At 65.8% G+C, this 22,973-nt stretch carries 18 protein-coding genes; 11 read left to right on the top strand and 7 right to left on the bottom strand.

The features are described from left to right. Window positions 1–10 precede the first annotated feature (10 nt). From EJO69_RS07565 to EJO69_RS07550, 4 genes are all read right to left on the bottom strand, one after another. Window positions 11–1,576, bottom strand: a complete 1,566-nt coding sequence (locus EJO69_RS07565; protein ID WP_126042434.1) for an acyl-CoA carboxylase subunit beta — start codon at window positions 1,574–1,576, stop codon at window positions 11–13. Between the two features lie 35 nt (window positions 1,577–1,611). Continuing rightward, entirely contained in the window at window positions 1,612–3,384 is a 1,773-nt protein-coding gene (locus EJO69_RS07560; protein ID WP_126040698.1) for an acetyl/propionyl/methylcrotonyl-CoA carboxylase subunit alpha, read from the bottom strand. 11 nt (window positions 3,385–3,395) lie between these two features. Then, complete coding sequence (locus tag EJO69_RS07555; RefSeq protein WP_126040696.1) at window positions 3,396–4,121, bottom strand: biotin--[acetyl-CoA-carboxylase] ligase; 726 nt, start codon at window positions 4,119–4,121, stop codon at window positions 3,396–3,398. A 296-nt stretch (window positions 4,122–4,417) separates the two neighbouring features. Then, window positions 4,418–4,984 carry a TetR/AcrR family transcriptional regulator gene (locus EJO69_RS07550; protein WP_126040694.1) on the bottom strand — a complete coding sequence of 189 codons (567 nt, stop codon included), beginning with the start codon at window positions 4,982–4,984 and terminating at the stop codon, window positions 4,418–4,420. A gap of 259 nt (window positions 4,985–5,243) precedes the next feature. Between EJO69_RS07550 and EJO69_RS07545 the strand changes: the two genes are divergently transcribed. From EJO69_RS07545 to narI, 5 genes are read left to right on the top strand one after another with little or no spacing between them, the layout of a single operon-like run. Beyond that, on the top strand, window positions 5,244–6,578 hold the full coding sequence (locus tag EJO69_RS07545) for a nitrate/nitrite transporter (RefSeq protein WP_211331385.1): 1,335 nt from the start codon (window positions 5,244–5,246) through the stop codon (window positions 6,576–6,578). A gap of 14 nt (window positions 6,579–6,592) precedes the next feature. Then, window positions 6,593–10,315: a nitrate reductase subunit alpha gene (locus tag EJO69_RS07540; RefSeq protein WP_126040692.1), complete on the top strand. Its 3,723-nt coding sequence runs from the start codon at window positions 6,593–6,595 to the stop codon at window positions 10,313–10,315. Next, on the top strand, window positions 10,315–11,970 hold the full coding sequence (narH, locus tag EJO69_RS07535) for a nitrate reductase subunit beta (RefSeq protein WP_126040690.1): 1,656 nt from the start codon (window positions 10,315–10,317) through the stop codon (window positions 11,968–11,970). The genes EJO69_RS07540 and narH overlap by 1 nt, the downstream gene beginning before the upstream one ends. Next, window positions 11,970–12,671, top strand: coding sequence for a nitrate reductase molybdenum cofactor assembly chaperone (gene narJ, locus EJO69_RS07530; RefSeq protein WP_126040688.1), 702 nt, complete (start codon window positions 11,970–11,972; stop codon window positions 12,669–12,671). The genes narH and narJ overlap by 1 nt, the downstream gene beginning before the upstream one ends. After that, a complete protein-coding gene (gene narI, locus EJO69_RS07525) occupies window positions 12,658–13,416 on the top strand; it encodes a respiratory nitrate reductase subunit gamma (RefSeq protein WP_126040686.1) in 759 nt (252 codons plus the stop codon). The genes narJ and narI overlap by 14 nt, the downstream gene beginning before the upstream one ends. A 72-nt stretch (window positions 13,417–13,488) precedes the next feature. Here the strand turns inward: narI and EJO69_RS07520 are convergent, their stop codons facing one another. Continuing rightward, window positions 13,489–14,991: a hypothetical protein gene (locus EJO69_RS07520; RefSeq protein ID WP_126040684.1), complete on the bottom strand. Its 1,503-nt coding sequence runs from the start codon at window positions 14,989–14,991 to the stop codon at window positions 13,489–13,491. 313 nt (window positions 14,992–15,304) lie between these two features. Here EJO69_RS07520 and EJO69_RS07515 point away from each other — a divergent pair, with 313 nt between their 5' ends. Together EJO69_RS07515 and EJO69_RS07510 are read left to right on the top strand one after the other, a co-directional pair. After that, window positions 15,305–15,787, top strand: coding sequence for a hypothetical protein (locus EJO69_RS07515; RefSeq protein ID WP_126040683.1), 483 nt, complete (start codon window positions 15,305–15,307; stop codon window positions 15,785–15,787). Between the two features lie 165 nt (window positions 15,788–15,952). Further along, window positions 15,953–16,939, top strand: coding sequence for an IS481 family transposase (locus tag EJO69_RS07510; RefSeq protein WP_126038221.1), 987 nt, complete (start codon window positions 15,953–15,955; stop codon window positions 16,937–16,939). Here the strand turns inward: EJO69_RS07510 and EJO69_RS07505 are convergent. Together EJO69_RS07505 and EJO69_RS07500 are read right to left on the bottom strand one after the other, a co-directional pair. After that, window positions 16,936–17,655, bottom strand: coding sequence for a MarR family winged helix-turn-helix transcriptional regulator (locus EJO69_RS07505; protein WP_126040681.1), 720 nt, complete (start codon window positions 17,653–17,655; stop codon window positions 16,936–16,938). The two genes, EJO69_RS07510 and EJO69_RS07505, sit on opposite strands and share 4 nt — an antisense overlap. Window positions 17,656–17,883: 228 nt before the next feature. After that, entirely contained in the window at window positions 17,884–18,507 is a 624-nt protein-coding gene (locus EJO69_RS07500; protein ID WP_126040679.1) for an SRPBCC domain-containing protein, read from the bottom strand. Window positions 18,508–18,891: 384 nt separating this feature from the next. Here EJO69_RS07500 and dnaK point away from each other — a divergent pair, with 384 nt between their 5' ends. From dnaK to EJO69_RS12685, 4 genes are read left to right on the top strand one after another with little or no spacing between them, the layout of a single operon-like run. Then, complete coding sequence (gene dnaK, locus EJO69_RS07495; RefSeq protein ID WP_126040677.1) at window positions 18,892–20,745, top strand: molecular chaperone DnaK; 1,854 nt, start codon at window positions 18,892–18,894, stop codon at window positions 20,743–20,745. Then, window positions 20,742–21,380 carry a nucleotide exchange factor GrpE gene (locus EJO69_RS07490; RefSeq protein WP_245993568.1) on the top strand — a complete coding sequence of 213 codons (639 nt, stop codon included), beginning with the start codon at window positions 20,742–20,744 and terminating at the stop codon, window positions 21,378–21,380. Before dnaK ends, EJO69_RS07490 begins: the two co-directional genes overlap by 4 nt. Before the next feature lie 56 nt (window positions 21,381–21,436). Beyond that, on the top strand, window positions 21,437–22,435 hold the full coding sequence (locus EJO69_RS07485; protein WP_126040675.1) for a DnaJ C-terminal domain-containing protein: 999 nt from the start codon (window positions 21,437–21,439) through the stop codon (window positions 22,433–22,435). Next, window positions 22,432–22,887, top strand: coding sequence for a heat shock protein transcriptional repressor HspR (locus tag EJO69_RS12685; protein ID WP_126040673.1), 456 nt, complete (start codon window positions 22,432–22,434; stop codon window positions 22,885–22,887). The genes EJO69_RS07485 and EJO69_RS12685 overlap by 4 nt, the downstream gene beginning before the upstream one ends. Window positions 22,888–22,973 lie beyond the last annotated feature (86 nt).

The raw sequence follows: 22,973 nt of genomic DNA, 5'->3' as shown, positions 1-22,973 counted from the left end.
GTCCTTCTTCTTAGAGCGGGCCGTTGGAGTGGCGCTTGGGTCCGGGGTACGAACGATCCTTCGTCCGCAGGATTTCGAGAGATTCCGCGATGGTCTGGCGGGTGAGTGCGGGATCGATGATCCCGTCCAGCTCACCGGTCTCGACCGAGAGGCTGGGGTTGATGTGGTTCGCCTGATATTCGGCGGCGAGCCGCGTGCGGGTGTCCGCCATGTCCTTCTCGTTCGGACCGGCGGCCGCGATCTCGCGGCGCTTGAGGATGTTGACGGCGCCTTCGGCGCCCATGACCGCGATCTCCGCATCGGGCCACGCGAACGCGAAATCGGCGCCGATGGACTTCGAGCCCATGACGATGTACGCGCCGCCGTAGGCCTTGCGGAGGACGACGGTGACCATGGGGGTCGTCGCGTTCGCGTACGCGAAGATGAGCTTCGCGCCGCGACGGATGATGCCGGACTCCTCCTGCTCGGTGCCCGGCCGGTAGCCGGGCACGTCGACGAGGGTGACGATCGGCAGGCCGTACGCGTCGCAGCAGCGGACGAACCGGGCCGCCTTCTCCGAGGCGTCGACGTCGAGGGTGCCCGCGTTGTTGTTGGGCTGGTCCGCGACGATGCCGACGGCGGAGCCGTTGATGCAGGCGAAGCCGATGACGACTGAGCCTGCGAAGCCCTGCTGGACCTGGAGGAACTCCCCGTAGTCGACGAGATGCTCGATGACCTCGACGATGTCGTACGGCTGGCGGGACTCTTCGGGCACGAGGCTCTTGACCTCGGCCGCGGCCTTCTCGTCCTCGATGGAGGGGGTGTAATCGTAGTGCGGGGCCGGCTCACCGGCGTGCGAAGGCAGGTAGGACAGGAGTGAACGGACGTAGTCGATCGCGTCCGTCTCATCGTCCGCCAGGTAGTGCGCGACACCCGACTGGACGTTGTGCAGCTCGCCGCCGCCGAGCTCCGCCATCGACACGGTCTCCCCGGTGACGGCCTTGACGACCTCGGGGCCCGTGACGAACATGTGGGAGTTCTCCTTCGTCATGACGATGAAGTCGGTGAGCGCCGGAGCGTAGACCGCACCGCCCGCGCACGGGCCGAGGATCATCGAGATCTGAGGGATGAGGCCCGAGGCCTCACACGTCTTCTTGAAGATCCGGCCGTACTGGCTGAGCGCGACAACGCCCTCCTGGATCCGGGCGCCGCCCGAATCGAGCATGGAGACGACCGGGATCTTCATCGCCAGTGCCTTGTCCATGAGCGCGAGGATCTTCTGACCCTCCGCACGGCCGAGGGTGCCGCCGCGGACCGAGAAGTCCTGCGCATAGACGGCCACCGGTCGCCCGGCGATCTCACCGAAGCCGGTGACGACCGCGGCGCCGAGGAACCCGTCCGCGGGGTTGCCGCCCGCGAACCGGCCGATCTCGACGAACGAGTCGGGATCGAGAAGCTGGTTGATGCGCTCGCGGGCCGTGTTCTTGCCCTTGGCATGCTGATAGGCGGTCGCCTTCTCCTCGGCCGTCTCCGCGATCTTCGAGTAGTCGATGCGGGCGGCCTTGATGACGGGGGCGTGGTGCCTGCGCGCCGGCATGACGCGCGAGACGATGCCCCTCAGGGTCGAGATGCTCACCTGTCCTCCTCCAGTCTGATGAGTGGTGTGTGTGCAGGAACGTTCTGAGCCGGTGTCACGTAGATCTCGGCCACCGTCCCGTCGCAGGGAGCATGGACATACTTCTCCATCTTCATCGATTCAAGGACGAGCAGGACGTCGCCCTTCTTCACCTCCTGGCCGACCTCGACCGAGATGCGGACGACGATCGCCTGGATGGGGGCGGACATGACGCCGTCGGCGGCGACCGCGGCCGTGCCGGCCGCCGCCGAACCGTTCCTGCCCGAGGTGCGGCGGGGCTGCTGGGGGCGGGCCGCACCGACGGTTGCGCCCGCGAAGGCGAAGAACTCGGCGGGCAGGCTGATCTGCCGCCGCCGTCCGTCGATCTCGGCGACGAAGCACCGGCGGTCCGACGCGTCGTCGGCCGTGGGGGCGCCGGTGAAGGGTTGGGGCAGGTCCGCGTTGGGCAGGTACTGCGTCTCCATCCACCTCGTGCCCACCGAGAAGTCCTCGGCGAAGGCGGGGTGGCGGAGGATGTCGGCGAGTAGGTCCTTCGGCGTCGCGATCCCCGCGATCGTCAGCTCCTTGAGGGCGCGCAGCGACCTCCTGATGGCCGTCTCGCGGTCTCCGGCGGTGATGATGAGCTTCGCGATCATCGAGTCGAAGTCGGGGGAGACGACGTCGCCGACCCGCACGCCCGTCTCGACACGGACGCCGTGGCCGCTCGGCCACTCGAGCTCCGTGATGGTGCCCGCGGTCGGGATGAGGTCGGCACCCGGATCTTCGGAGGTGATGCGCAGCTCGATCGAATGGCCGCGCACCGTCGGAACCTCGGAGATCGCCTCGCCGGAGGCAATGCGGATCTGCTCGGCGACGAGGTCGAGGCCGGTCACCTCTTCGGAGACCGTGTGCTCGACCTGGAGGCGGGGGTTGACCTCGAGGAAGTAGACGGAGCCGTCGGAGTCGAGGAGGAACTCGCACGTGCCGAGGCCGACGTAATCGGTCTGGCGGAACAGCGCCTCGGACCAGGCTGTCACCGTCTCCTCGACGCCCTCGGGGAGGAAGGGTGCGGGTGCCTCTTCGATGAGCTTCTGGTTGCGGCGCTGCACGGAGCAGTCGCGGGTCGTGACGACCGCGAACCCGCCGTGGGTGTCAGCCATGCACTGTGTCTCGATGTGACGGGCTGACTCGATGAACTTCTCCAGGAAGTAGGCGCCGAGGTCGCCGCCGGTGCCGGCGTGCCGGGCCTCGAACTCGTCGATATCGGCGTCGGTGCGGAGGATGACGATGCCGCGCCCGCCGCCGCCATCGCTCCTCTTCGCGACGATCGGGAAGCCGTAGTCGGCCGCGAAGGCGCGGATCTCCTCCATCGACTCAACCGGATCATTCGTGCCGGGCACGGGGGAGACACCTGCCGCGACCGCGGTCCGGCGCGCGCCGATCTTGTCGCCCAGCTGGGTGATCGTCGCGCCGGCGGGCCCGATCCAGGCGATCCCGGCCTCGGCCACCGCGTCGGCGAAGGCCGGCACCTCGGAGAGGAAGCCGTAGCCGGGGTGGATGGCATCCGCCCCGACCTTCGTCGCGATCTCGAGAATCCGATCCCCATTGAGGTAGGTGTCGGCCAGCGTCGACCCGCCGAGCGCGTACGCCTGATCGGCGAGTGCCACAGCGGGGGAGTTGAGGTCCTGGTCGGCATAGACTGCGACAGCCGTGAGCCCCATGTCGTGGATCGTCCGGATGATCCGGGCGGCGATTTCGCCGCGATTGGCGACAAGAATGGTCGATAGCATTGGTTTCCTTCTCAGATGAGGTCAGCGTCGGCGCCGCTGACCCGCACGCGGTCAGTGCCCGTGTCGACGATGAGGGCGCCGTCGATGTCGATCTGACGTGCGATGCCCTCGATGGTGGAGCCGCCCGCGGTCGTCACCCGCACCTCGCGGCCGGGAGTGGTGCAGTGCTCTGCCAGCTCCGCATGGAGCTCATCGATCCTGTTGTCGATGACGGCGTCGACCCGCGCATCGACCTCGACCCGGAACCGGTCGAGGATCTCGGCGACAGTGTCCGCATCGGACGGCAGCCCCGCGTCGGTCAGGGAGATCGAGCCGGGGACGGGAGCCCCCATGGCGTTGATGCCGCAGCCGAGGACGACCGGGAGGACGCCGTCGGCCGGATCGAGTAGTTCGCCGAGGACTCCGCCGAGCTTTTTCCCATCGAGCATGATGTCGTTCGGCCACTTGAGGTTGACGCGGCCGCCCGCGACGGGCTGAACGGCGGCGACCATGGCGAGGCCCGTGCCGAGGGTCAACCAGCCGACGTGGCTGCGGAGGGTCTCGCTGTCGGGCAGGATGCGGAGGATGGAGACGAGGAGGGCCTCGCCGGGCGTTTCGATGAACGAGCGGCCGAGTCGGCCCCGTCCGGAGCTCTGGTGAAGGGCACGAAGTGCGTCGCCGTCGGCGGCTTCGCCCGCCGCCCATTGACGCGCCAGCTCAGCATTCGTCGAGTCGATCGACTCCACAGTCCGCAGCATCCAACTCCTTGAACAGATCTCCACGCACCAAAACGGAGTGCGCTCTGTTTTCGAAGTTTAGCGACTTTGCTTCTTGAAGCCTACCTAATCGTAAGTTACTGAGCGGTAATGTGGTTGAGGTCTCAGGTCTCGATGTCGCGGGGTGACTGAGGTGTAACGGCCCTGTGTCAGCGTTTCATGGCTGTGCCGAGGTGTCGTATGAGGTGTCTTCGGCGGCCGAATTCGGGCCTGTTGTCTCCGACACGCCGGAGAGTTCTGTCCGGATTCCAGGACGCGAAACTCCGCGATTGGCGCTCCTAGTCGCCGTGGACTCTCAGCAGATAGTCGACCCTGTGCTCAACGTTCGCGCGCAGGTCCTCCGGCTTGAGCGTGCCGACCGAGACGCGGACAACCGCCATGTACAGCGTTGCGTAGAGCGCGTGGGCGAGATCCCTGTCGCCGTCGAGGATGGTCTTGAGCTCTCTCTCGAAATCGATGACGAGGCCGAGGGCGCGCTCGCGGTTCGGGCCCGAGCCGACACCGAAGAGGACCTCCCGCTGGAAGGCCGCCACATTTCCCGGCTGATTCTCCGTCGCCGTGATCATCGGATCGGCCAGCGCAAGGATTCTGTCCCGGCGGGATGCCGAGGGCGGCAGTGCGCGGGTCTGCTCGATGCACTGCTCAAGCACGGTCGAGTAGGTATAGATGAACAGCTCGGCCTTCGAGCCCGCGTAGCGGAAGAACGTGCCCGTCGTCAGGCCCGCCCGGTCGGCGAGCTGCGCCGTCGTCACCGAGTCGAAGGGCGCGCCGGAGAAGACCTCCCTGGCGGCCTGGAGGACCCGCTCGGTCTTGTCCCGCCGTTTCGCTTCTCTCTTGCCGGTCATGGGTCAATACTGTCAGGTCGCCCCAGGGATCGTGCAGGGGTTGACAGGCTCGTGCCCGCCTCCTGCTATTCCGAGGCCTTCGCGCGGCCGGTTCCCCGAGGTGGCTGCGCACCTGCGGGCGAGGTGTGGCCGACGTTCCATTATGGCAACAAAATTCTTCGCTAAATCCGGAGAACTTCACCCCCTTTCAGCGTTTCTCACGGCGTAAACCGTGCAATTCTGTTCTCGAGTCGTGCGTCACGCTTGGGTGGGAGAAGAGATGCAGAAAGCAGTTGAGGGATCGAAGCTGAACCCGGACCTGTCCAACTGGGACAAGGAGGATCCGGAGCGCTGGAGCTCGGCGCGCGCGTGGCTCACGCTGACGGTGTCGACCTATTCGATGATCATCGCGTTCTGCGTGTGGTTCCTCGTCAGCGCCATCGCCCCGAAGCTCAACGAGATCGGCTTCGACCTGACCGCGGCCCAGCTCTATTGGCTCACGGCGCTGCCCGGCCTGTCCGGCGGCCTGCTCCGCCTCGTCTACATGGTGCTGCCGCCGATCATCGGCACCCGCCGCCTCGTTGGGTACTCCTCGCTGCTCTTCATCATCCCGATGATCGGCTGGTTCTTCGCCGTCCAGGACGCGAACACCCCCTATTGGTGGCTCCTCGTCCTGTCCTTTCTGTGCGGCATCGGCGGCGGCTCCTTCTCCGGCTACATGCCGTCGACCGGTTACTTCTTCCCGAAGGCCAAGTCCGGCACCGCACTCGGCATCCAGGCTGGCGTCGGCAACTTCGGCATGTCGATCATCCAGCTGGTCGGGCCGTGGCTCATGGGCTTCGGGCTCCTCGGCATGGGGGCGTTCTCGCCGCAGCGAACGTCCTCGGGTGACGCCGTGTTCGTCTACAACGCCGCCATCGTCTTCGTCCCCTGGGCGGTTGTCGCCGCGATCCTCGCCTTCACGCTCCTCAAGGACGTTCCGGTCACCGCGAACATCCGCCAGCAGCTCGACATCTTCTCGAACGCGAACACGTGGTACATGACGGCGATGTACGTCATGACATTCGGTCTGTTCTCCGGGTTCGCGGCCCAGTTCGGGCTCCTCATCAAGAACATCTACGGGGACGCCTCCCAGTTCGCGGGCATGGAGGGGCTGCCGATGGGCGTCACCTACGCCTTCCTCGGCCCCCTCATCGCCTCCGCGGTTCGCATCGTCTGGGGTCCGCTCTGCGACCGGTTCGGCGGGGCCGTGTGGACCTTTATCTCCATCATCGGGATGACGATCTCCCTGTTCGCCTGCACGTTCTTCCTCCGACCCGACAGCCCAGATGAGTTCACCGGCTTCCTGTGGACGATGATCGCGATGTTCTTCTTCGCCGGCATCGGCAACGCCGGGACGTTCAAGCAGATGCCGATGATCATGCCGGCCCGCCAGGCGGGCGGCGCCATCGGCTTCACCGCCGCGATCGCGGCCTTCGGCCCGTTCTTTGTCGGCATCGCCCTCACCGCGATGACTCCGTACACCTGGTACCTCATCTGTGTCATCTACGGCATCATCTGCGCCGTGATCTGCTGGTTCCGCTACGCGCGCCCGGGTGCGCCCTACCCCGGATGATTGGAAGGTCCATCATGTCAACATCACCGATCCTCAAACTGGGCACGTTCCTGCGGCGGGGTGAGGCCTCGGACGATCTGCGCCAGATGTTCCTCAAGTCCCCTCGTGCGGGCGAGGCCTTCTACCGCGACCGCTGGAGCCACGACAAGGTCGTCCGCTCGACGCACGGCGTCAACTGCACGGGATCCTGCTCGTGGAAGGTGTACGTCAAAGACGGCATCATCACGTGGGAGGAGCAGCAGACCGACTATCCGTCGATCGGGGCGGACATGCCCGAGTACGAGCCGCGCGGGTGCCCGAGAGGCGCCGCGTTCTCCTGGTACACGTACTCCCCGACGAGGGTCCGCTACCCCTACGTGAGGGCCCAGCTCATCAACCTCTGGCGAGGTGCGAAGGCCGACTTCGATGACCCGGTCGACGCGTGGCAGTCGATCGTCGAGGATCCCGAGAAGGCCCGCTCCTACAAGGAGCAGCGGGGCCGGGGCGGGCTGGTCCGATGCTCGTGGAATGAGGTCAACGAGCTTGTCGCCGCGGCCCACGTCTACACGGTCAAACGGTACGGCCCCGACCGCACGGCGGGCTTCACCGTCATCCCCGCCATGTCCCAGGTCTCCTACGGCGCGGGCACCCGCTTCTACTCGATGATCGGCGGCACGATCCTGTCGTTCTACGACTGGTACGCGGACCTGCCGATGGCATCCCCCCAGGTGTTCGGCGATCAGACGGACGTGCCGGAGTCGGCCGACTGGTACAACTCCTCGTACCTCATGATGTGGGGCTCGAACCCGCCTGTGACGAGAACGCCGGATGCTCACTTCATGACGGAGGTCCGCTACAAGGGAACGAAGGTCGTCTCGGTCTCGCCGGACTTCTCGGATGCGACGAAGTTCGCCGATGAGTGGCTGCGTGTCCACCCGGGCACCGATGGCGCCCTCGGCCTCGCCATGGGCCACGTCATCCTCCGCGACTTCCACGTGAAGAAGAGGACCCCGTACTTCTTCGACTACATGAAGAAGTACACCGACTCCGCCTTCCTTATCGAGCTGACGGAGCGCGACGGCGCCCTCATGCCCCACAAGTTCCTCACCGCCGCCGACCTCCAGGAGGTGGGCGCGTGGGGTGATGCGGGTGATCAGCCGGCCTTCAAGACCGTCATGATCGACGCACTCGGCCAGCCCTTCGTCCCCAACGGCAGCCTGGGTGACCGGTTCACCGAGTCGGGACTCGGGCACTGGAACCTCGACCTCCAGGGCCGCGACCCGCTCATGACGCTCCAGGACCTCGCCGGGCACGGCACGGCCAAGGTTCTCCTCACCCGCTTCGACACCGAGATCTCCGCCAACGCCTCCGAGGGCGAGAAGCACCTCGGCTCCGCCGAGGTCTACCGCCGGGGAGTTCCCACGACGCAGATCGCCGGCCGGACGGTCACAACGGTCTACGACCTCATGCTCGCCCAGTACGGCGTGGGCCGCGAGGGTCTGCCGGGATCCTGGCCGGAGGGTGAGGATGACGAGACGGCCGTCGGCACGCCCGCGTGGGCGGCCGCGATCACCGGCGTCAATGTCGAGGCGATCGAGCGCGTGGCCTGCGAATTCGCCCAGAACGCGGACGAGTCGCGCGGCCGCTCAATGATCATCATGGGTGCCGGGACGAACCACTACTTCCACTCCGACACCATCTATCGGACGATGCTGGCGCTCACGATGATGTGCGGCTGCCAGGGGAAGAACGGCGGCGGCTGGGCGCACTACGTGGGCCAGGAGAAGGTCCGCCCGATCACCGGCTTTGCCCAGTACGCGTTCGCCCTCGACTGGCAGCGCCCGACTCGGCAGATGATCACGACGGCCTACTGGTACCTCGCGACCGATCAGTGGCGCTACGACGGGCTCCCCGTCGAGGCGCTCGCCTCCCCGCTCGCGGGCGAGTCGATGAAGGGCCGCACGACCGCGGACACTCTCGTCGAGGCCTCGAAGCGGGGCTGGATGCCGTCCTACCCGACGTTCAACCGCAACCCGCTCGACATCGCCGACGGTGCGGAGGAGGCGGGCATGGAGGTGCCCCAGTACGTCGTCGACCAGCTGAAGAAGGGCGACCTCGAGTGGGCGTGCACCGATCCCGACAACCCGGAGAACTTCCCGCGGGTCATCTTCAACTGGCGCACCAACGTCCTCGGCTCGTCCGCGAAGGGCGCGGAGTACTTCTACAAGCACCTCCTCGGCTCCGGGCACTCGGTCCGCGGCGCCGAGAACGGCCCGGAGAATCGCCCGACGTCGATGGTGTGGCGCGAGGAGGCGGCCCGCGGCAAGGTCGACCTCTTCATGACGGCCGACTTCCGCATGACCTCGACGACCCTCCACTCGGACGTCGTCCTGCCGGCGGCGACCTGGTACGAGAAGTTCGACATCTCGACGACTGACATGCATCCGTTCGTCAACTCGTTCAACGTCGCCATCGACCCGCCGTGGCAGGCCCGCACCGACTACGAGATCTTCCAGACGCTCGCGAAGGACTTCTCGGAGATGGCGGTCAAACACCTCGGCACGCGGAAGGACGTTGTTGCGGCGCCGCTCAGCCACGACACACCGGACGCGCTGGCGATGCCGCGGGGCTCCGTTGATCCCTACGAGTCGACTGACATGATCCCGGGCGTCACCATGCCGAAGCTCATCACGATCGAACGGGATTACACGAAGGTCTTCGAGAAGTGGAACGCGATCGGTCCGCTGCCCGAGAAGGTCGGGATGACGACGAAGGGCGTCACCTTCCGCCCTGATAAGGAGATGGAGCTGCTGCGCAGCCGCAACGGCGTCGCCCGCTCCGGCATTGCCAAGGGCCGTCCCCTCATCGACACGGACCGCAAGGCCGCCGACATGATCCTCACCCTCGCGGGTGCCACCAACGGCCGCCTCGCCCTCCAGGGCTTCAAGGAGATGGAGAAGCGTGTCGGCAAGGAGTTCGCCTCCCTCGCCGAGGAGAACGAGTCGACGCTCATCACCTTCGCGAAGACCCGGGAGGCGCCGATCCCCGTCGTCACCTCACCGGAGTGGTCCGGCTCGGAGACCGGCGGGCGCCGCTACTCTGCGTTCGTCATCAACGTCGAGCACGAGAAGCCCTGGCATACCCTGACGGGGCGCCAGCACTTCTTCCTCGACCACGACTGGATGACGGACCTCGGAGAGAACCTGCCGACCTACAAGCCCCCGCTCGACCTGCACAGGCTGTATGGGGACGCGAAGATCGGCGAGCAGACAACCGGCTATGCGGGCGATGAGCAGGTCGCCGAGGTCGCGGTCCGCTACCTCACGCCCCACAATAAGTGGTCGATCCACTCCGAGTACCAGGACAACCTCTACATGCTGTCGCTCGGCCGGGGTGGTCCTGCGATGTGGATGAGCATCGAGGACGCGGCGAAGATTGGGGTCAAGGACAACGAGTGGGTCGAGGCCTACAACCGCAACGGTGTCGTTGTTGCGAGGGCGGTCGTCTCTCACCGGATGCCCGAGGGCACGGTCTACCTCCACCACGCGACCGAGCGGACGGTCGACGTGCCGAAGGCCGAGCTGACCGGCCGCCGCGGCGGCATCCACAATGCACTCACCCGGGTGCTCATGAAGCCGACCCACCTCATCGGCGGCTACGCACAGCAGGCCTACGCCTTCAACTATGTCGGTCCGACAGGAAACCAGCGAGACGAGGTGACGGTCATTCGCCGTCGCTCTCAGGAAGTGGAGTACTGATGCGAATCATGGCTCAGATGTCGATGGTCATGAACCTCGACAAGTGCATCGGCTGCCACACGTGCTCCGTCACCTGCAAACAGGTGTGGACGAACCGTGAGGGCATGGAGTACGTGTGGTTCAACAACGTCGAGACCCGCCCGGGGCTCGGCTACCCGAAGACGTACGAGGACCAGGAGAAGTGGAAGGGCGGCTGGGAGCTCAAGAGGAACGGGAAGCTCAAGCTCAAGGCCGGCGGCCGGGCCAAGAAGCTCCTCAACATCTTCTACAACCCCGACATGCCGGGGATCCGGGACTACTACGAGCCGTGGACGTACGACTACGACATGCTCCTCAACGCACCCGCGAACTCGGCCCACGTGCCCGTCGCCCGCCCCAAGTCGCTGCTGACCGGCGAGGACATGCAGATCTCGTGGTCCGCGAACTGGGACGACGATCTCGGCGGATCGCACGAGATCGCCGCGAAGGACCCGATCCTCGCGAAGATGAACGAGGAGGTCCAGCTCGAGTACGAGAAGACCTTCATGTTCTACCTGCCGAGGATCTGCGAGCACTGCCTCAACCCGTCGTGCGTGGCCTCGTGCCCGTCGGGCGCCATGTACAAGCGCGTCGAGGACGGCATCGTCCTCGTCGACCAGGACAAGTGCCGCGGCTGGCGCATGTGCGTCTCGGGATGCCCGTACAAGAAGGTCTACTTCAATCACAAGTCCGGCAAGGCCGAGAAGTGCACGATGTGCTTCCCCCGCATCGAGGTCGGCCTGCCGACCGTCTGCTCGGAGACCTGCGTCGGCCGCCTGCGCTACCTCGGGATCGTCCTCTACGATGCCGACCGGGTGACCGAGGCGGCCTCCGTCGAGAACGAGCACGACCTGCTCCACGCTCAGCGCGCCGCATTCCTCGACCCCTTCGATCCGCAGATCGTTGCCGAGGCCGAGCGCCAGGGCATGCCCCATGACTGGATCCTCGCGGCCCAGAAGTCGCCCGTGTGGCAGCTGATCTCCCGATACGAGGTGGCCCTGCCCCTCCACCCGGAATACCGCACGTTGCCCATGGTCTGGTACGTGCCTCCGCTCACCCCGATCGTCGATGAGGTCTCGAAGACCACCTCCGACCCGGAGGACTTCAGGATCCTCTTCACGGCGCTGTCGAAGATGAGGACGCCACTCGAGTACCTCGCGGAGCTGTTCACCGCCGGTGACACGAAGCCGGTCGAGAAGTCGCTCCGCAGGCTCGCCGCCATGCGGTCCTACATGCGGGACATCAATCTCGGCCGGGACGGCGATGAGGAGATTGCGGCCGCGGTCGGTATGACGGGGGAGGACATGGAGGACATGTACCGCCTCATGGCGATTGCCGACTACGACGAGCGCTACGTCATCCCCACCGCCCACGCCGAGACGGCCCGCGAGCTCGACGAGATCGCCCTCCAGGCGGGCTGCTCGCTCGAGGGCTCGGTCGGCATGACCGGCCCCGGCATCGGCGCCGACGGCGCGGGGCTGGGCATGAATGCGGGGCAGATGATGGCGGTCTCCGCCAAGCAGCGCGAGACCGATCCGACGACTCCCTCGACCCCGGGCCGGGTCAACCTGTTCGGCTGGAGCCCGAAGAAGGGGACGGGCGGGCTCTTCCCGCCGTCCGGATCGGATGGTCACTGATGCTGCCCACCTCCTTCATCCCCGTCTCTCACCTGAGGGAGACGCCCGCTGTCCGCGTCGACGCCGACCAGCGCCGGCTCATCCACATGGCGGCGTCGATCCTCCTCGACTATCCGACACCGGAGAGGTACGAGCACTTCCACCTCATCCGCAGCGAGCTCGCAGCCGCCAACCTGCCCACGCCCGTGGCGCAGGAGCTGGCCCGGTTCCTCGATGCTCCGCAGACCCACTCCCTCCAGGAGCTCGAGAAGCACTACGTCTCGATCTTCGACCTCAAGCGCAGGGCGACCATGTACCTCTCGTACTACCTGACGGGGGATACGAGGAAGAGGGGCACGGCGCTGGTCCGGTTCACCGAGGCCTATCGCGCGGGCGGCCGAGAGGTCGCCCGGCAGGAGCTGCCCGACTACCTGCCGATGGTGCTCGAGTTCTCGGCGACGGGGGACGCGGAGATCGCGGGCCACCTGCTCTCCTCCCATCGGGAGGGGATCGAACTCCTGCGCACGACGCTCGAGAGCGCGGGCAGTCCCTATGCGGGACTCGTCGCCGCTCTGTGCATGACCCTCCCCGCCATCGATCAGGCGACGAAGGAGCGGTACCTCAGGCTCATCACCGACGGCCCGCCGGCCGAGATGGTGGGCGTCACCGCCATGGGCCCGCTCGAGCCCTTCACGTTTGGAGAGAACCATGGAAGCCGTTGACCTCATCCTGTGGGTGGTCGTTCCCTACGTCTCGATGATCGCCTTCGTCGTCGGCATGATCTGGCGGTGGCGGTACGACCAGTATGGCTGGACGACCCGTTCGTCCCAGAGCTACGAGTCCGTGTGGCTCCGCCTCGCCTCGCCCCTGTTCCACTTCGGGATCCTCTTCGTCGCCTTCGGCCACTTCCTCGGGCTCATGATCCCGAAGACGTGGACCCGGTCGGTCGGGATCACGGACACCGTCTACCACTGGATCGCGACGATCCCCGGCACGATCGCGGGGGCCATGACCGTCATCGGGCTCGCCCTCCTCATCGTCCGCCGCCGCACCTATGGTGATGTCTTCCTCGCGACGACGAGGAACGACAAGATCATGTACATCTTCCTCGCCGTGCCGATCCTCCTCGGCATGATCGCCACCCTCATCAACCAGGTGTTCACCTCCGGCCACGGGTACGACTACCGGGAGACGATCTCGCCCTGGCTGCGGAACCTCTTCATCCTCAACCCCGAACCGGAGCTCATGGTCGGCGTGCCGCTGTCGTTCCAGATGCACGTCATCGCCGGCTTCCTCCTGTTCGCGATCTGGCCGTTCACCCGGCTCGTCCACGCCTTTTCGGCACCGGTCGGGTACACGACCCGCCCCGACATCGTCTACCGCTCGCGCCAGAGGACGATCTCTACCCAGCAGCCCAAGCGCGGCTGGGAGCGCGTCGACTTCAGCGGCGGCAAGCCCAAGCGCTGACAGTGCGCATGACGATGAGGGGACCGCATGGTCCCCTCATCTGCGTCACCCTGCCGGCCCCGTCTGTGATGCTTAGGGCCGGTACACGCCGAGCGTGTCGATGCCGTCGCCGTTCCAGTCGCCGACGACAACGCGGTCAGTGGCCCTCCCGTAGTTGACGACGATGTCGGCGACGCCGCCTGTCGTTGTGTTCTTCAGGTAGTACGTGTTGCCGCGCCGCACGCCGAGCGTGTCCATCCCGTCGCCGTTCCAGTCGCCGACGATGACCTCATCAGCCGTGCGGCCATAGCTGTACGTATGATCGGCGATCCCCCCGTCGAAGCTGTTCGACTGGAAGACGGTGTTGCCGCGTCGGACCGCAGGGGTGTCGATGCCATCACCGTTCCAGTCGCCGATGAGGACCGTGTCGCCCACCCTGCCGAATGTGAACTTGATGTCCGCATACGCAGCGCCGACCGTGTTGGTGAGGTACCACGTGTTGCCGCGGCGGACCGCGGGCGTGTCGATGCCGTCGCCGTTCCAGTCGCCGACGAACACGTCATCGCCCACTCGGCCGTACCGATAGACGATGGAGGCGGGCCCGGAATAATGGTCGGTCCGCAGGTACATGTTTGCGTCCGCGCGGACGCCGACGGATTCGGGGGCGCCTGACGCCCACGTGCCCGCGAGCGGGGTACCGGCAGGCGCGTTGGTGATCCGGACCCCAAGGCGGGCCTGCGTCGTCGTCCAGTCGTTGACGAGGAAGAACTGGCATGTACCCGTCGTCATGCAGTTGTCCGCGGTCGGATTGCCGAACCAGTCGGTGTAGTAGCGCCAGAAGTTGCGGTTGCCGTACGAGGAGCAGGCATCCCCCGAGCCGTAGAGATTGTCGAGGGCCGCCCTATTCGGCTGGTACGGCGTGTAGGTGTAGAGGAGCGTGGTCGCCATGTTCTCGATATAGACCGGGCCCGTGCCGCAGGTCGAGTTCGGGTGGTACATGATGTTCCACGTCTGCCCGGGCCGGTAGTTCTTGTACATGGTCGGCTTGTCTCGGTAGTCGTTGTACCGCTCACCGGCTCCGCGGACCTGCTTGTAGAAGCCGCCGTGCGCGGGATCGCAGATCGGCTGACCATCCGGACCGTCGGGGCAGGACAGCCCCGTCGCCCGCTCGTAGCGCTGCGGAGTCAGCTGGCTACCGGTCGCGAGGACGAGCCCCTGCTCCTTCTGGAGGAGGACGATGAAGACCTGGGGGTTGATCCGGCATTCCTTCGCCACGTCGGCGATGATCTTCGAGGCGACCTCGCCCGTCCGCCCGACGTGGGCGGCGCAGCCGCTGCGCGCCGGGGTGTCGGGGGTGTTCTCGGTGTAGTCCTGCAGGCACGGGGTGCCGTCGGTGCCCGCGACGCAGTTCGGGTTGACGCCTTCGAGGAAGGACTGCACCTGGGGTGCGGTCATCGAGTCCCAGTCGTAGAACTCGCTGTCGGAGATGATGTAGCCCGGGTCGAAGTTCTTCGCGTCCGCCGCGCCGGCAGACGATGCGGGAGCGAAGACGGCGGCGATCAGGGCAAGAACGGTGAAGATGATTCTGGCGGCCATGACAGTTCCCTTCCAGCCATGAGCCCCATCGGCCCGGGTCAGATGCTGTGTGCTCAGTATATTCCCAGGCTCACAAACCTGGTAGAGCGAACCGCTCCAATTATCTCGACACGTGGTGCCTGTCACAGCTACAGTGTTACTCGTTCAGCCCGGTAAGGCCTTCATCCATCAGGCTCATCGACCGAATCGCAGGAGAATGTCAGAGGCGCAGGCGTGAACCGCCGCAACGGCATGGTATTATCCGCAGCCACCGCCGCGGGGCAAGGGACCTTGGCCCCGGTGGCACACAGCACGTGGCTGGTAAATATTCCACATGACTATTGGGAGTACTGCGTCGATGGTGGAGGAAGGCCTTTTCTTCGACGGCGACAAGCCGCTCGCCGCCCGCGTCGATATTGCGACGGCGGACTTTCTGCTGGCGCGCGCGCTCGAGAACGTTCGGGCGCGCATCGACCTCACGTTCGGGGCCCAGCTCTGGGAGAACGTCAGCCAGACCCGCTACGTCAGCGGTGACTACGCGACGTGCACGTTCCCGAGCGGAGAGGGTCGATACACGTCGCGGGATGAGGGGATGACCTTCGGTCTTGCCGATGAGGACTTCCCCCGGATCCTCGAGATCGTCAAAGAGGAAGTGGAGCCCATCGGCTACGACCACATGATCGACTCGAGCGGCAGCGCGTGGTTCTATGTCGACTTCTACAACAGGGCCGATGGCGGCGTTGTCCACGTGACGAAGGCTCGTGGCAGCGGCCTTATCTTCCAGGTCAACACGGGCTGCCGACCCTGGGACGACTGAGCCGACATCCCAGGGCATTCTGTCCGGAGCGCCGGGCCTAGGTGTACTGACCGGACAGGTTGGTTGAGGCAGTGCGATGACACGCGCTGACTTGTGACGTGAAGGGAGGGCCTTCCGCGGTTGAGTGGGAGTTGCGAAACCAGCACTCCGAGGAAGGCCCTCCGTATGTCCCACGCTAATGCAGCCCTGACCCCTCGCGCCCGTTTGACCGTCGCCCGGCTCGTCGTCGACCAGCAGGTGCCGATTGCCGAGGTCGCGGCTCGGTTCCAATGCTCCTGGCCGACGGTCAAACGCTGGGCCGACCGCTACCGGGCTGGTGAGTCCATGCAGGACCGTTCCTCTCGCCCGAAGACCTCTCCCTACCAGACCCCGCTGAAGATCAGAAGACGAATCGTGAGCCTGCGGCTGCGGCTGCGGGAAGGGCCGGTCCAGCTGGCCGTCCGGGTCGGGCTGGCACCCTCGACCGTTCATCAGATCCTGCGCCACTGCCGGCTGAACCGACTCGCCCATATGGATCGCGCCACCGGGGAGCCGGTGCGCCGCTATGAACACCCCCACCCCGGCTCGATGATTCACGTCGATGTGAAGAAGCTCGGCAACATCCCCGATGGCGGCGGCTGGCGCTTCGTCGGTCGCCAACAGGGAGGCCGCAACCGCATAGCAACGCCGGACAAGGCCCGCAACCACCACCACAACCCGAAGATGGGCCACGCCTTCGTCCACACCGTCATCGATGACTACTCTCGCGTCGCCTACGCCGAAGTCCACAATGATGAAACCGCTCTCACTGCCGTCGGGGTGTTGGAGCGGGCCACAGCCTGGTTCAACACCCGAGGCGTCACCGTCGAAAGAGTGCTCTCCGACAACGGTCCGGCCTACCGCTCGATATTATGGCGCGAAACCTGCGCCAGGCTGAAGATCACAGCAAAACGGACCCGCCCGTACCGACCCCAGACCAACGGGAAGATCGAGCGCTTCCACCGCACCCTGGCAGACGGGTGGGGCTACGCCCGCTGCTACACCTCAGAAACCGAGCGACGAGACGCCCTACCAGGATGGCTGCATCACTATAATCATCACCGACCCCACACAGCCTGCGACAGGCTCGCCCCAATCACCCGCTTAACCAACCTCCCCGGACAGTACAGCTAGGAGATGTCTCCGTGGTCGCATCGGCCGCCCCCACCGCGACGTTCATGGCCGCCCTCGCAGCCGCCGCCGCGGCGCTTCTCGTGTCCACCTTCGCACCCGCCACCACGGTGCCTTTCGTGTCCGCCCTGGAACCCGGCGTGCATGTGGTGGAGTCCGCGCCGCCGCGCGTAGTGGTGAACCGGGCTCTCGGGGCCCAGCTTCTCGGCATCCCTCATCCACGCCTCGAACCTGTCGTCCCCGACGCGCTCGCGGACGCGCTCCGTCCATGACGTGAAGTCCTCGCTCGGCTCGCCGAACCCCTCCTCGAGGTGCGCGATCATGGCGTCAAGGATCGCATCGAGCTGGTCCCGCTGATCCTCAGTGAGCGCTTCGAAGACGTCCGGGACCTCGGGGCGCAGCTGTTCGATGCTCCGACCGTCCTCGGTGAGGGAGATGAGGACGACCCGGCGATCCTCGGGTGACTGCTCGCGGGCGACGAGGCCCGCGGCCTCGAGCTTGACGAGAAGCTCGTTGAGCGATGCCACCCTCATGCCGAGGATGAAGGCGAGCTCCCTCGTCGGAATGCCGTCCTGGAGCTTGAGCGCTGCCAGGATTCGGCCCTGCCCGCGCGTGGGATCGGCGGCGGGATGGATGGGGCCGCGACCGCGGCCGCCCCTGCGGTGCGGCTTCATGAGATGCATCGTGTACTTGAATTTTCTGTAGAGATCGTCGTTCACACTGTTTCCTAACTTCAAATTGGTACCTGTTGAAAAGGTGCCTGCTGTAAATATAGGGCAGGAGAAGTGGTGATGCAACAGGTACCATCAGATTTAGTGAGGAGTGACGCAAAGCGGCCCGAGACCAGTGGTCTCGGGCCGCTCGTGGATGATGCTTCCCGCCTTTCTCGGACAAAGAGATCGAGGGGCGGGTGAGAGGCGATGTGTCGCCTCCGGCAAGCTCGAACGCTACTTCGGCGGCGGCTCTCCCCGGTAGAAAGCTGCTGTTCTCGCCGCCAGCTCCTCAGCCTCCGGCCTGCTGGCACCGCCGGCGATGTGGGCGCGCTTCCACGCTTCGGCGAGATCGCTGATGTATTGAAGCCCCTCGGGCGTTGCCATCAGCGCCGCCATTTCGTCCGGTCGTGATGACGCATCGCCCTGGAGGTAGAGCGACAGCGCGTAGAGGGCGCCGTCCCAGCCGATGCCGGTCGCTGCCGGCCCGAATGTCTCCCAATGCTCATCAGCCAGGACCTCGTGCGCGAGCGTGAGTCGGGTGCCCTCGCCCGCCGATGCGAGTGTGATGCGGAGGCTTGAGAAGGACCCCTCGTGCTCCCAGGTCACGCTGAGGCGCCGGTTCGGAACGCAATCGCGAATGCGACCGTGGTGTCGGCTGAGGGTCAGGCGATACTCTCCGCCCTCTTTAAGGCTGCCCTCGAGGTTGTCGAACCACTGGCTCATCGCATCTGGACTCGTCAGTGCGTCCCACACCGCTGCGGGCTCGGCTGTGAGCACCTGCTCCAGCTCGACAATGTGCTTCCTGCCTCGGTCCGCCGTGCGCCGCGTGACCGCCTTGACCTGAGCGTCGAAGTCCATCGGTTTCTCCCCTGCATTTGATCCTCTTCCTCACCCTACTCACCTGTACGTGCCAGAGCACGACGGAAGTCGCGCTCCGAAGCTGTCCACGGTCAGCAGAATCGGGTTGGGCGGGTGCCGGCGGAGGCGATCTGTACGAAGCATGGCTCCACCGAGAGCTGAACGACACCGACCTCGTTCAGCCGGCCCTCAGGATCTGGAATCCGCGCAGTGGCGGCACTTTCGGCTGGTGGGAATAAAGCATGTAGCGTTAAAGTTGACATGAGTGGACTCAAGAAAAGACCAGTCGGTTGGACATAACCCTCCCGAACGGTCCACACTTGAGGAGGAAAATTTTGATGCCGCTTCGGCGGCAGGGCTTCGGCCCGGAAGGAGATATTCACTATGGCACGTGCAGTAGGCATCGACCTCGGCACCACGAACTCGTGCGTTGCTGTCCTCGAGGGCGGCGAACCCACCGTCATCGCGAACGCAGAGGGCTCGCGCACCACCCCGTCCGTCGTCGGCTTCTCGAAGTCGGGCGAGGTTCTCGTCGGCGAGATCGCCAAGCGCCAGGCCGTCACGAACGTTGAGCGCACCGTCCAGTCGGTCAAGCGCCACATGGGCACGGACTGGACTGTCGCCATCGACGACAAGAAGTACACCCCGCAGCAGATCTCTGCCTTCATTCTCACGAAGCTGAAGAACGATGCTGAGGCCTACCTCGGCGAAGAGGTTACCGACGCGGTCATCACCGTGCCCGCCTACTTCAACGACGCCGAGCGCCAGGCCACGAAGGACGCCGGCCAGATCGCCGGCCTCAACGTGCAGCGCATCGTCAACGAGCCCACGGCGGCCGCTCTGGCCTACGGCCTGGAGAAGGGCAAGGAGGACGAGCTCATCCTCGTCTTCGACCTCGGCGGTGGCACGTTCGACGTGTCCCTGCTCGAAGTCGGCAAGGACGATGACGACTTCTCCACCATTCAGGTCCGTGCGACCAACGGCGACAACCGCCTCGGCGGTGACGACTGGGATCAGAAGATCGTCGACTGGCTCGTCGGCCAGGCGAAGAACAACTACGGCGTTGACCTGTCGAAGGATAAGATCGCGCTTCAGCGTCTCAAGGAGGCCGCCGAGCAGGCGAAGAAGGAACTCTCCTCCGCCACCTCGACGAACATCACCCTCCAGTACCTCTCGCAGACCGAGAACGGCCCGCTGCACCTCGATGAGAAGCTCACGCGCGCCAAGTTCGAGGACATGACGAGCGACCTGCTCGAGCGCACGAAGGTCCCCTTCAACAACGTGATCAGGGATGCGGGCATCAAGCTGAGCGAGATCGACCACGTCGTCCTCGTCGGCGGTTCGACGCGTATGCCCATGGTGACCGAGGTCGTCAAGGAGCTCACGGGTGGCAAGGAGCCGAACAAGTCTGTGAACCCGGATGAGGTCGTCGCCGTCGGCGCCGCCCTCCAGGCTGGCGTCATCACCGGTGACCGCAAGGACGTCCTCCTCATCGACGTCACCCCCCTCTCGCTCGGTATCGAGACGAAGGGCGGCGTCATGACGAAGCTCATCGAGCGCAACACCGCGATCCCGACCAAGCGCTCCGAGGTCTTCTCGACCGCGGAGGACAACCAGCCGTCGGTCCTCATCCAGGTCTACCAGGGTGAGCGCGAGTTCGCCCGCGACAACAAGCCGCTCGGCACCTTCGAGCTCACCGGAATCGCACCCGCCCCGCGCGGCATGCCCCAGGTTGAGGTCACCTTCGACATCGACGCCAACGGTATCGTCCACGTGTCCGCCAAGGACCGCGGCACCGGCAAGGAGCAGTCGATGACGATCACGGGCGGCTCGGCCCTGCCGAAGGACGAGATCGACCGCATGATCAAGGAGGCCGAGGCCCACGCGGCCGAGGACGCCAAGCGCAAGGAGGAGGCTGAGCTCCGCAACCTCGCCGAGCAGCAGGCATACTCCATCGAGAAGCTCCTCAAGGAGAACAAGGACAAGCTCGACGATGCTCTCGTCTCCGATGTCCAGGGCGCTGTCGACGACCTGAAGTCCGCGCTCGAGGGCGAGGATGTCGAGGCCATCAAGACGGCCAACGAGACCCTGACCGAGAAGTCGCAGAAGATCGGCGAGGCGCTCTACGCCCAGCAGGATGCCGGCACCCCGGAGGGCTCCGGACAGGAGCCTGCTGAGGGCGACGAGGATATTGTCGACGCCGAGGTTGTCGACGACGAGGATGGTAACGACAAGTGAATGACAACCAGACGCCCGACGAGATGATCTCCGAGGACTCTGGCGGAGTGGACGAGACTCAGCTGGATCCCGCAGCGCAGGCTGCGTCGGATCGGACTGAGTCCGGTGAGGGGCCCGCGGCTGAGGCCGCGGCCCCCGAGCCGGCCGGCGACGGCCCGCATTCTGAGGTGGCCGAAATCGATCCCCTCGATGCCGCTCAGGCGAAGATCGTCGATCTCGAGGATCAGCTCGCCCGCGCTCGCGCCGACGTCTACAACGTCTCCCACGAGTACAACGCGTACGTCCGACGCTCGAAGTCGGAGGCCGCCGCCCAGAAGCAGGCCGGCATCGCCTCCGTCCTCGAGACGCTCCTGTCCGTCCTCGATGACATCGAGCTGGCCCGGCAGCACAATGACCTCGAGGGCCCGGCCGGCCAGATCGCCACGAAGGTGGAGAACACCCTCGCGACGAACTACCAGCTTGTGCGATTCGGGGCGGTCGGCGAGCCGTTCGAACCAGAGATCCACGACGCGCTCATGAACACCCCCTCTGAGGATGTGGAGTCCGAGCAGATCGGCACCCTCATCCAGCCCGGATACAAGATGGGAGACAAGGTTCTCCGCCCCGCACGGGTGGGCGTTGTCTCTCCGCAGTGACGGTCAGTGCCGGGCCGCCCAGCGGCCCGGCACACGATCGAGAAAGGTGATGCGCCATGGCTAGTCAGGATTGGCTGACCAAGGACTTCTACAAGGTGCTCGGCGTTCCGAAGGACGCGACCGAGGACCAGATCAAGAAGGCCTACCGCAAGCTCGCGCGCACCCACCATCCGGACAAGAACCCGGGTGACGCGGCTGCGGAGAGCAGATTCAAAGACGTCGGTGAGGCATACGCCGTCCTCTCGGATCCCGAGGAGCGCAAGCAGTACGACGCGATCCGCGCGATGGGCGCGGGCGGTGCCCGCTTCTCCGCAGGCGGTGCGGGCGGCGGCGGTGGCTTCGAAGACGTCTTCTCGTCGATGTTCGGCGGGGGCGGAGCACGCACCCACACGACCGGTGCGGGCGGCTTTGAGGACATTCTGTCCGGCATGTTCGGCGGTGGCGGGGGCGGCAGCCCCTTCGGCGGGCAGGGCTTCGGCCGGGGCGGCTACGGCCGCCGACCCCAGAAGGGTGCCGATGAGACCGCCTCGACGTCGATCTCGCTCGCCCAGGCGGTGTCCGGCACGACCGTCCAGGTCTCGAACTATGGCAAGCGCTTCACGGCGCGGATCCCGGCCGGCGTCCACGACGGTCAGAAGATCCGTCTGCGGGGCAAGGGCCAGCCCGGTGAGGGCGGCGGCGAGCCCGGCGACCTCATCCTCACGATCTCGGTCGAGAAGCACCCGGTCTTCGAGCTGGACGGCAAGAACGTCAAGATGACGCTGCCGGTCTCCTTCTCGGAGGCGGCGCTCGGCGCTCAGGTCCAGGTGCCCACGGTTCACGGCGACTCCGTCACCGTGAAGATCCCCGCCGGCTCGTCCTCAGGGACGACGCTGCGGGTGCGTGGCCGCGGGGTCAAGGGCAAGGGGACCCCGGGGGACATGCTGGTCACGCTCAAGATCGTCGTGCCCAAGAAGCTGTCGAACGAGGCCAAGGAGGCCGTCGAGGCCTTCCATCAGGCGACCGGCGACGCTGACCCGCGTGCTGACTTCGCGAGGATGGCGAAGGTGTCATGAGCCCCTCCCTGTCCAGGAACGAACCCGTCTTCTCCGTCTCGATCGCGGCGCAGATGGCGGGGATGCATGCCCAGACCGTTCGTCAGTACGACCGGCTCGGACTCGTCGTCGCCTCCCGGACAAAGGGCGGTGGCCGCCGCTACTCCCTCAACGACGTTGAGGCGCTGCAGGAGATCCAGCAGCTCTCCCAGGAGGAGGGCATCAACCTCGCCGGCATCTCCCGCATCCTCAAGCTCGAGCATGAGGTCAAGAGGCTCAGGCGGGAGAACGGCCGTCTGAAGTCGGCGCTCGACCGCCTCAAGACCATGCTCCTCGAGAAGGAGGCGGTCGAAGGGCGCGTCTTCGCCGCAACCCAGGATGGGTCGATCATCGCGCTGTCGCGCGGCGAGCGCCCACCGGCCGACACTCGACGAAGCGGCTCCGCTCTCGTGATCTGGCGACCGAGGCAGTAAGCGCGTGACGGCCGTAAAGCGATGCAGGACTCGAGCAGAGCCGCCCACGGGGCGGCTCTGCTCGTTCAACAATCCTTCCATTATCC

The organism is Flaviflexus salsibiostraticola (assembly GCF_003952265.1).
Classification (GTDB): Bacteria; Actinomycetota; Actinomycetes; order Actinomycetales; family Actinomycetaceae; genus Flaviflexus; species Flaviflexus salsibiostraticola.
This window is presented reverse-complemented; position numbering and strand designations above follow the sequence as displayed.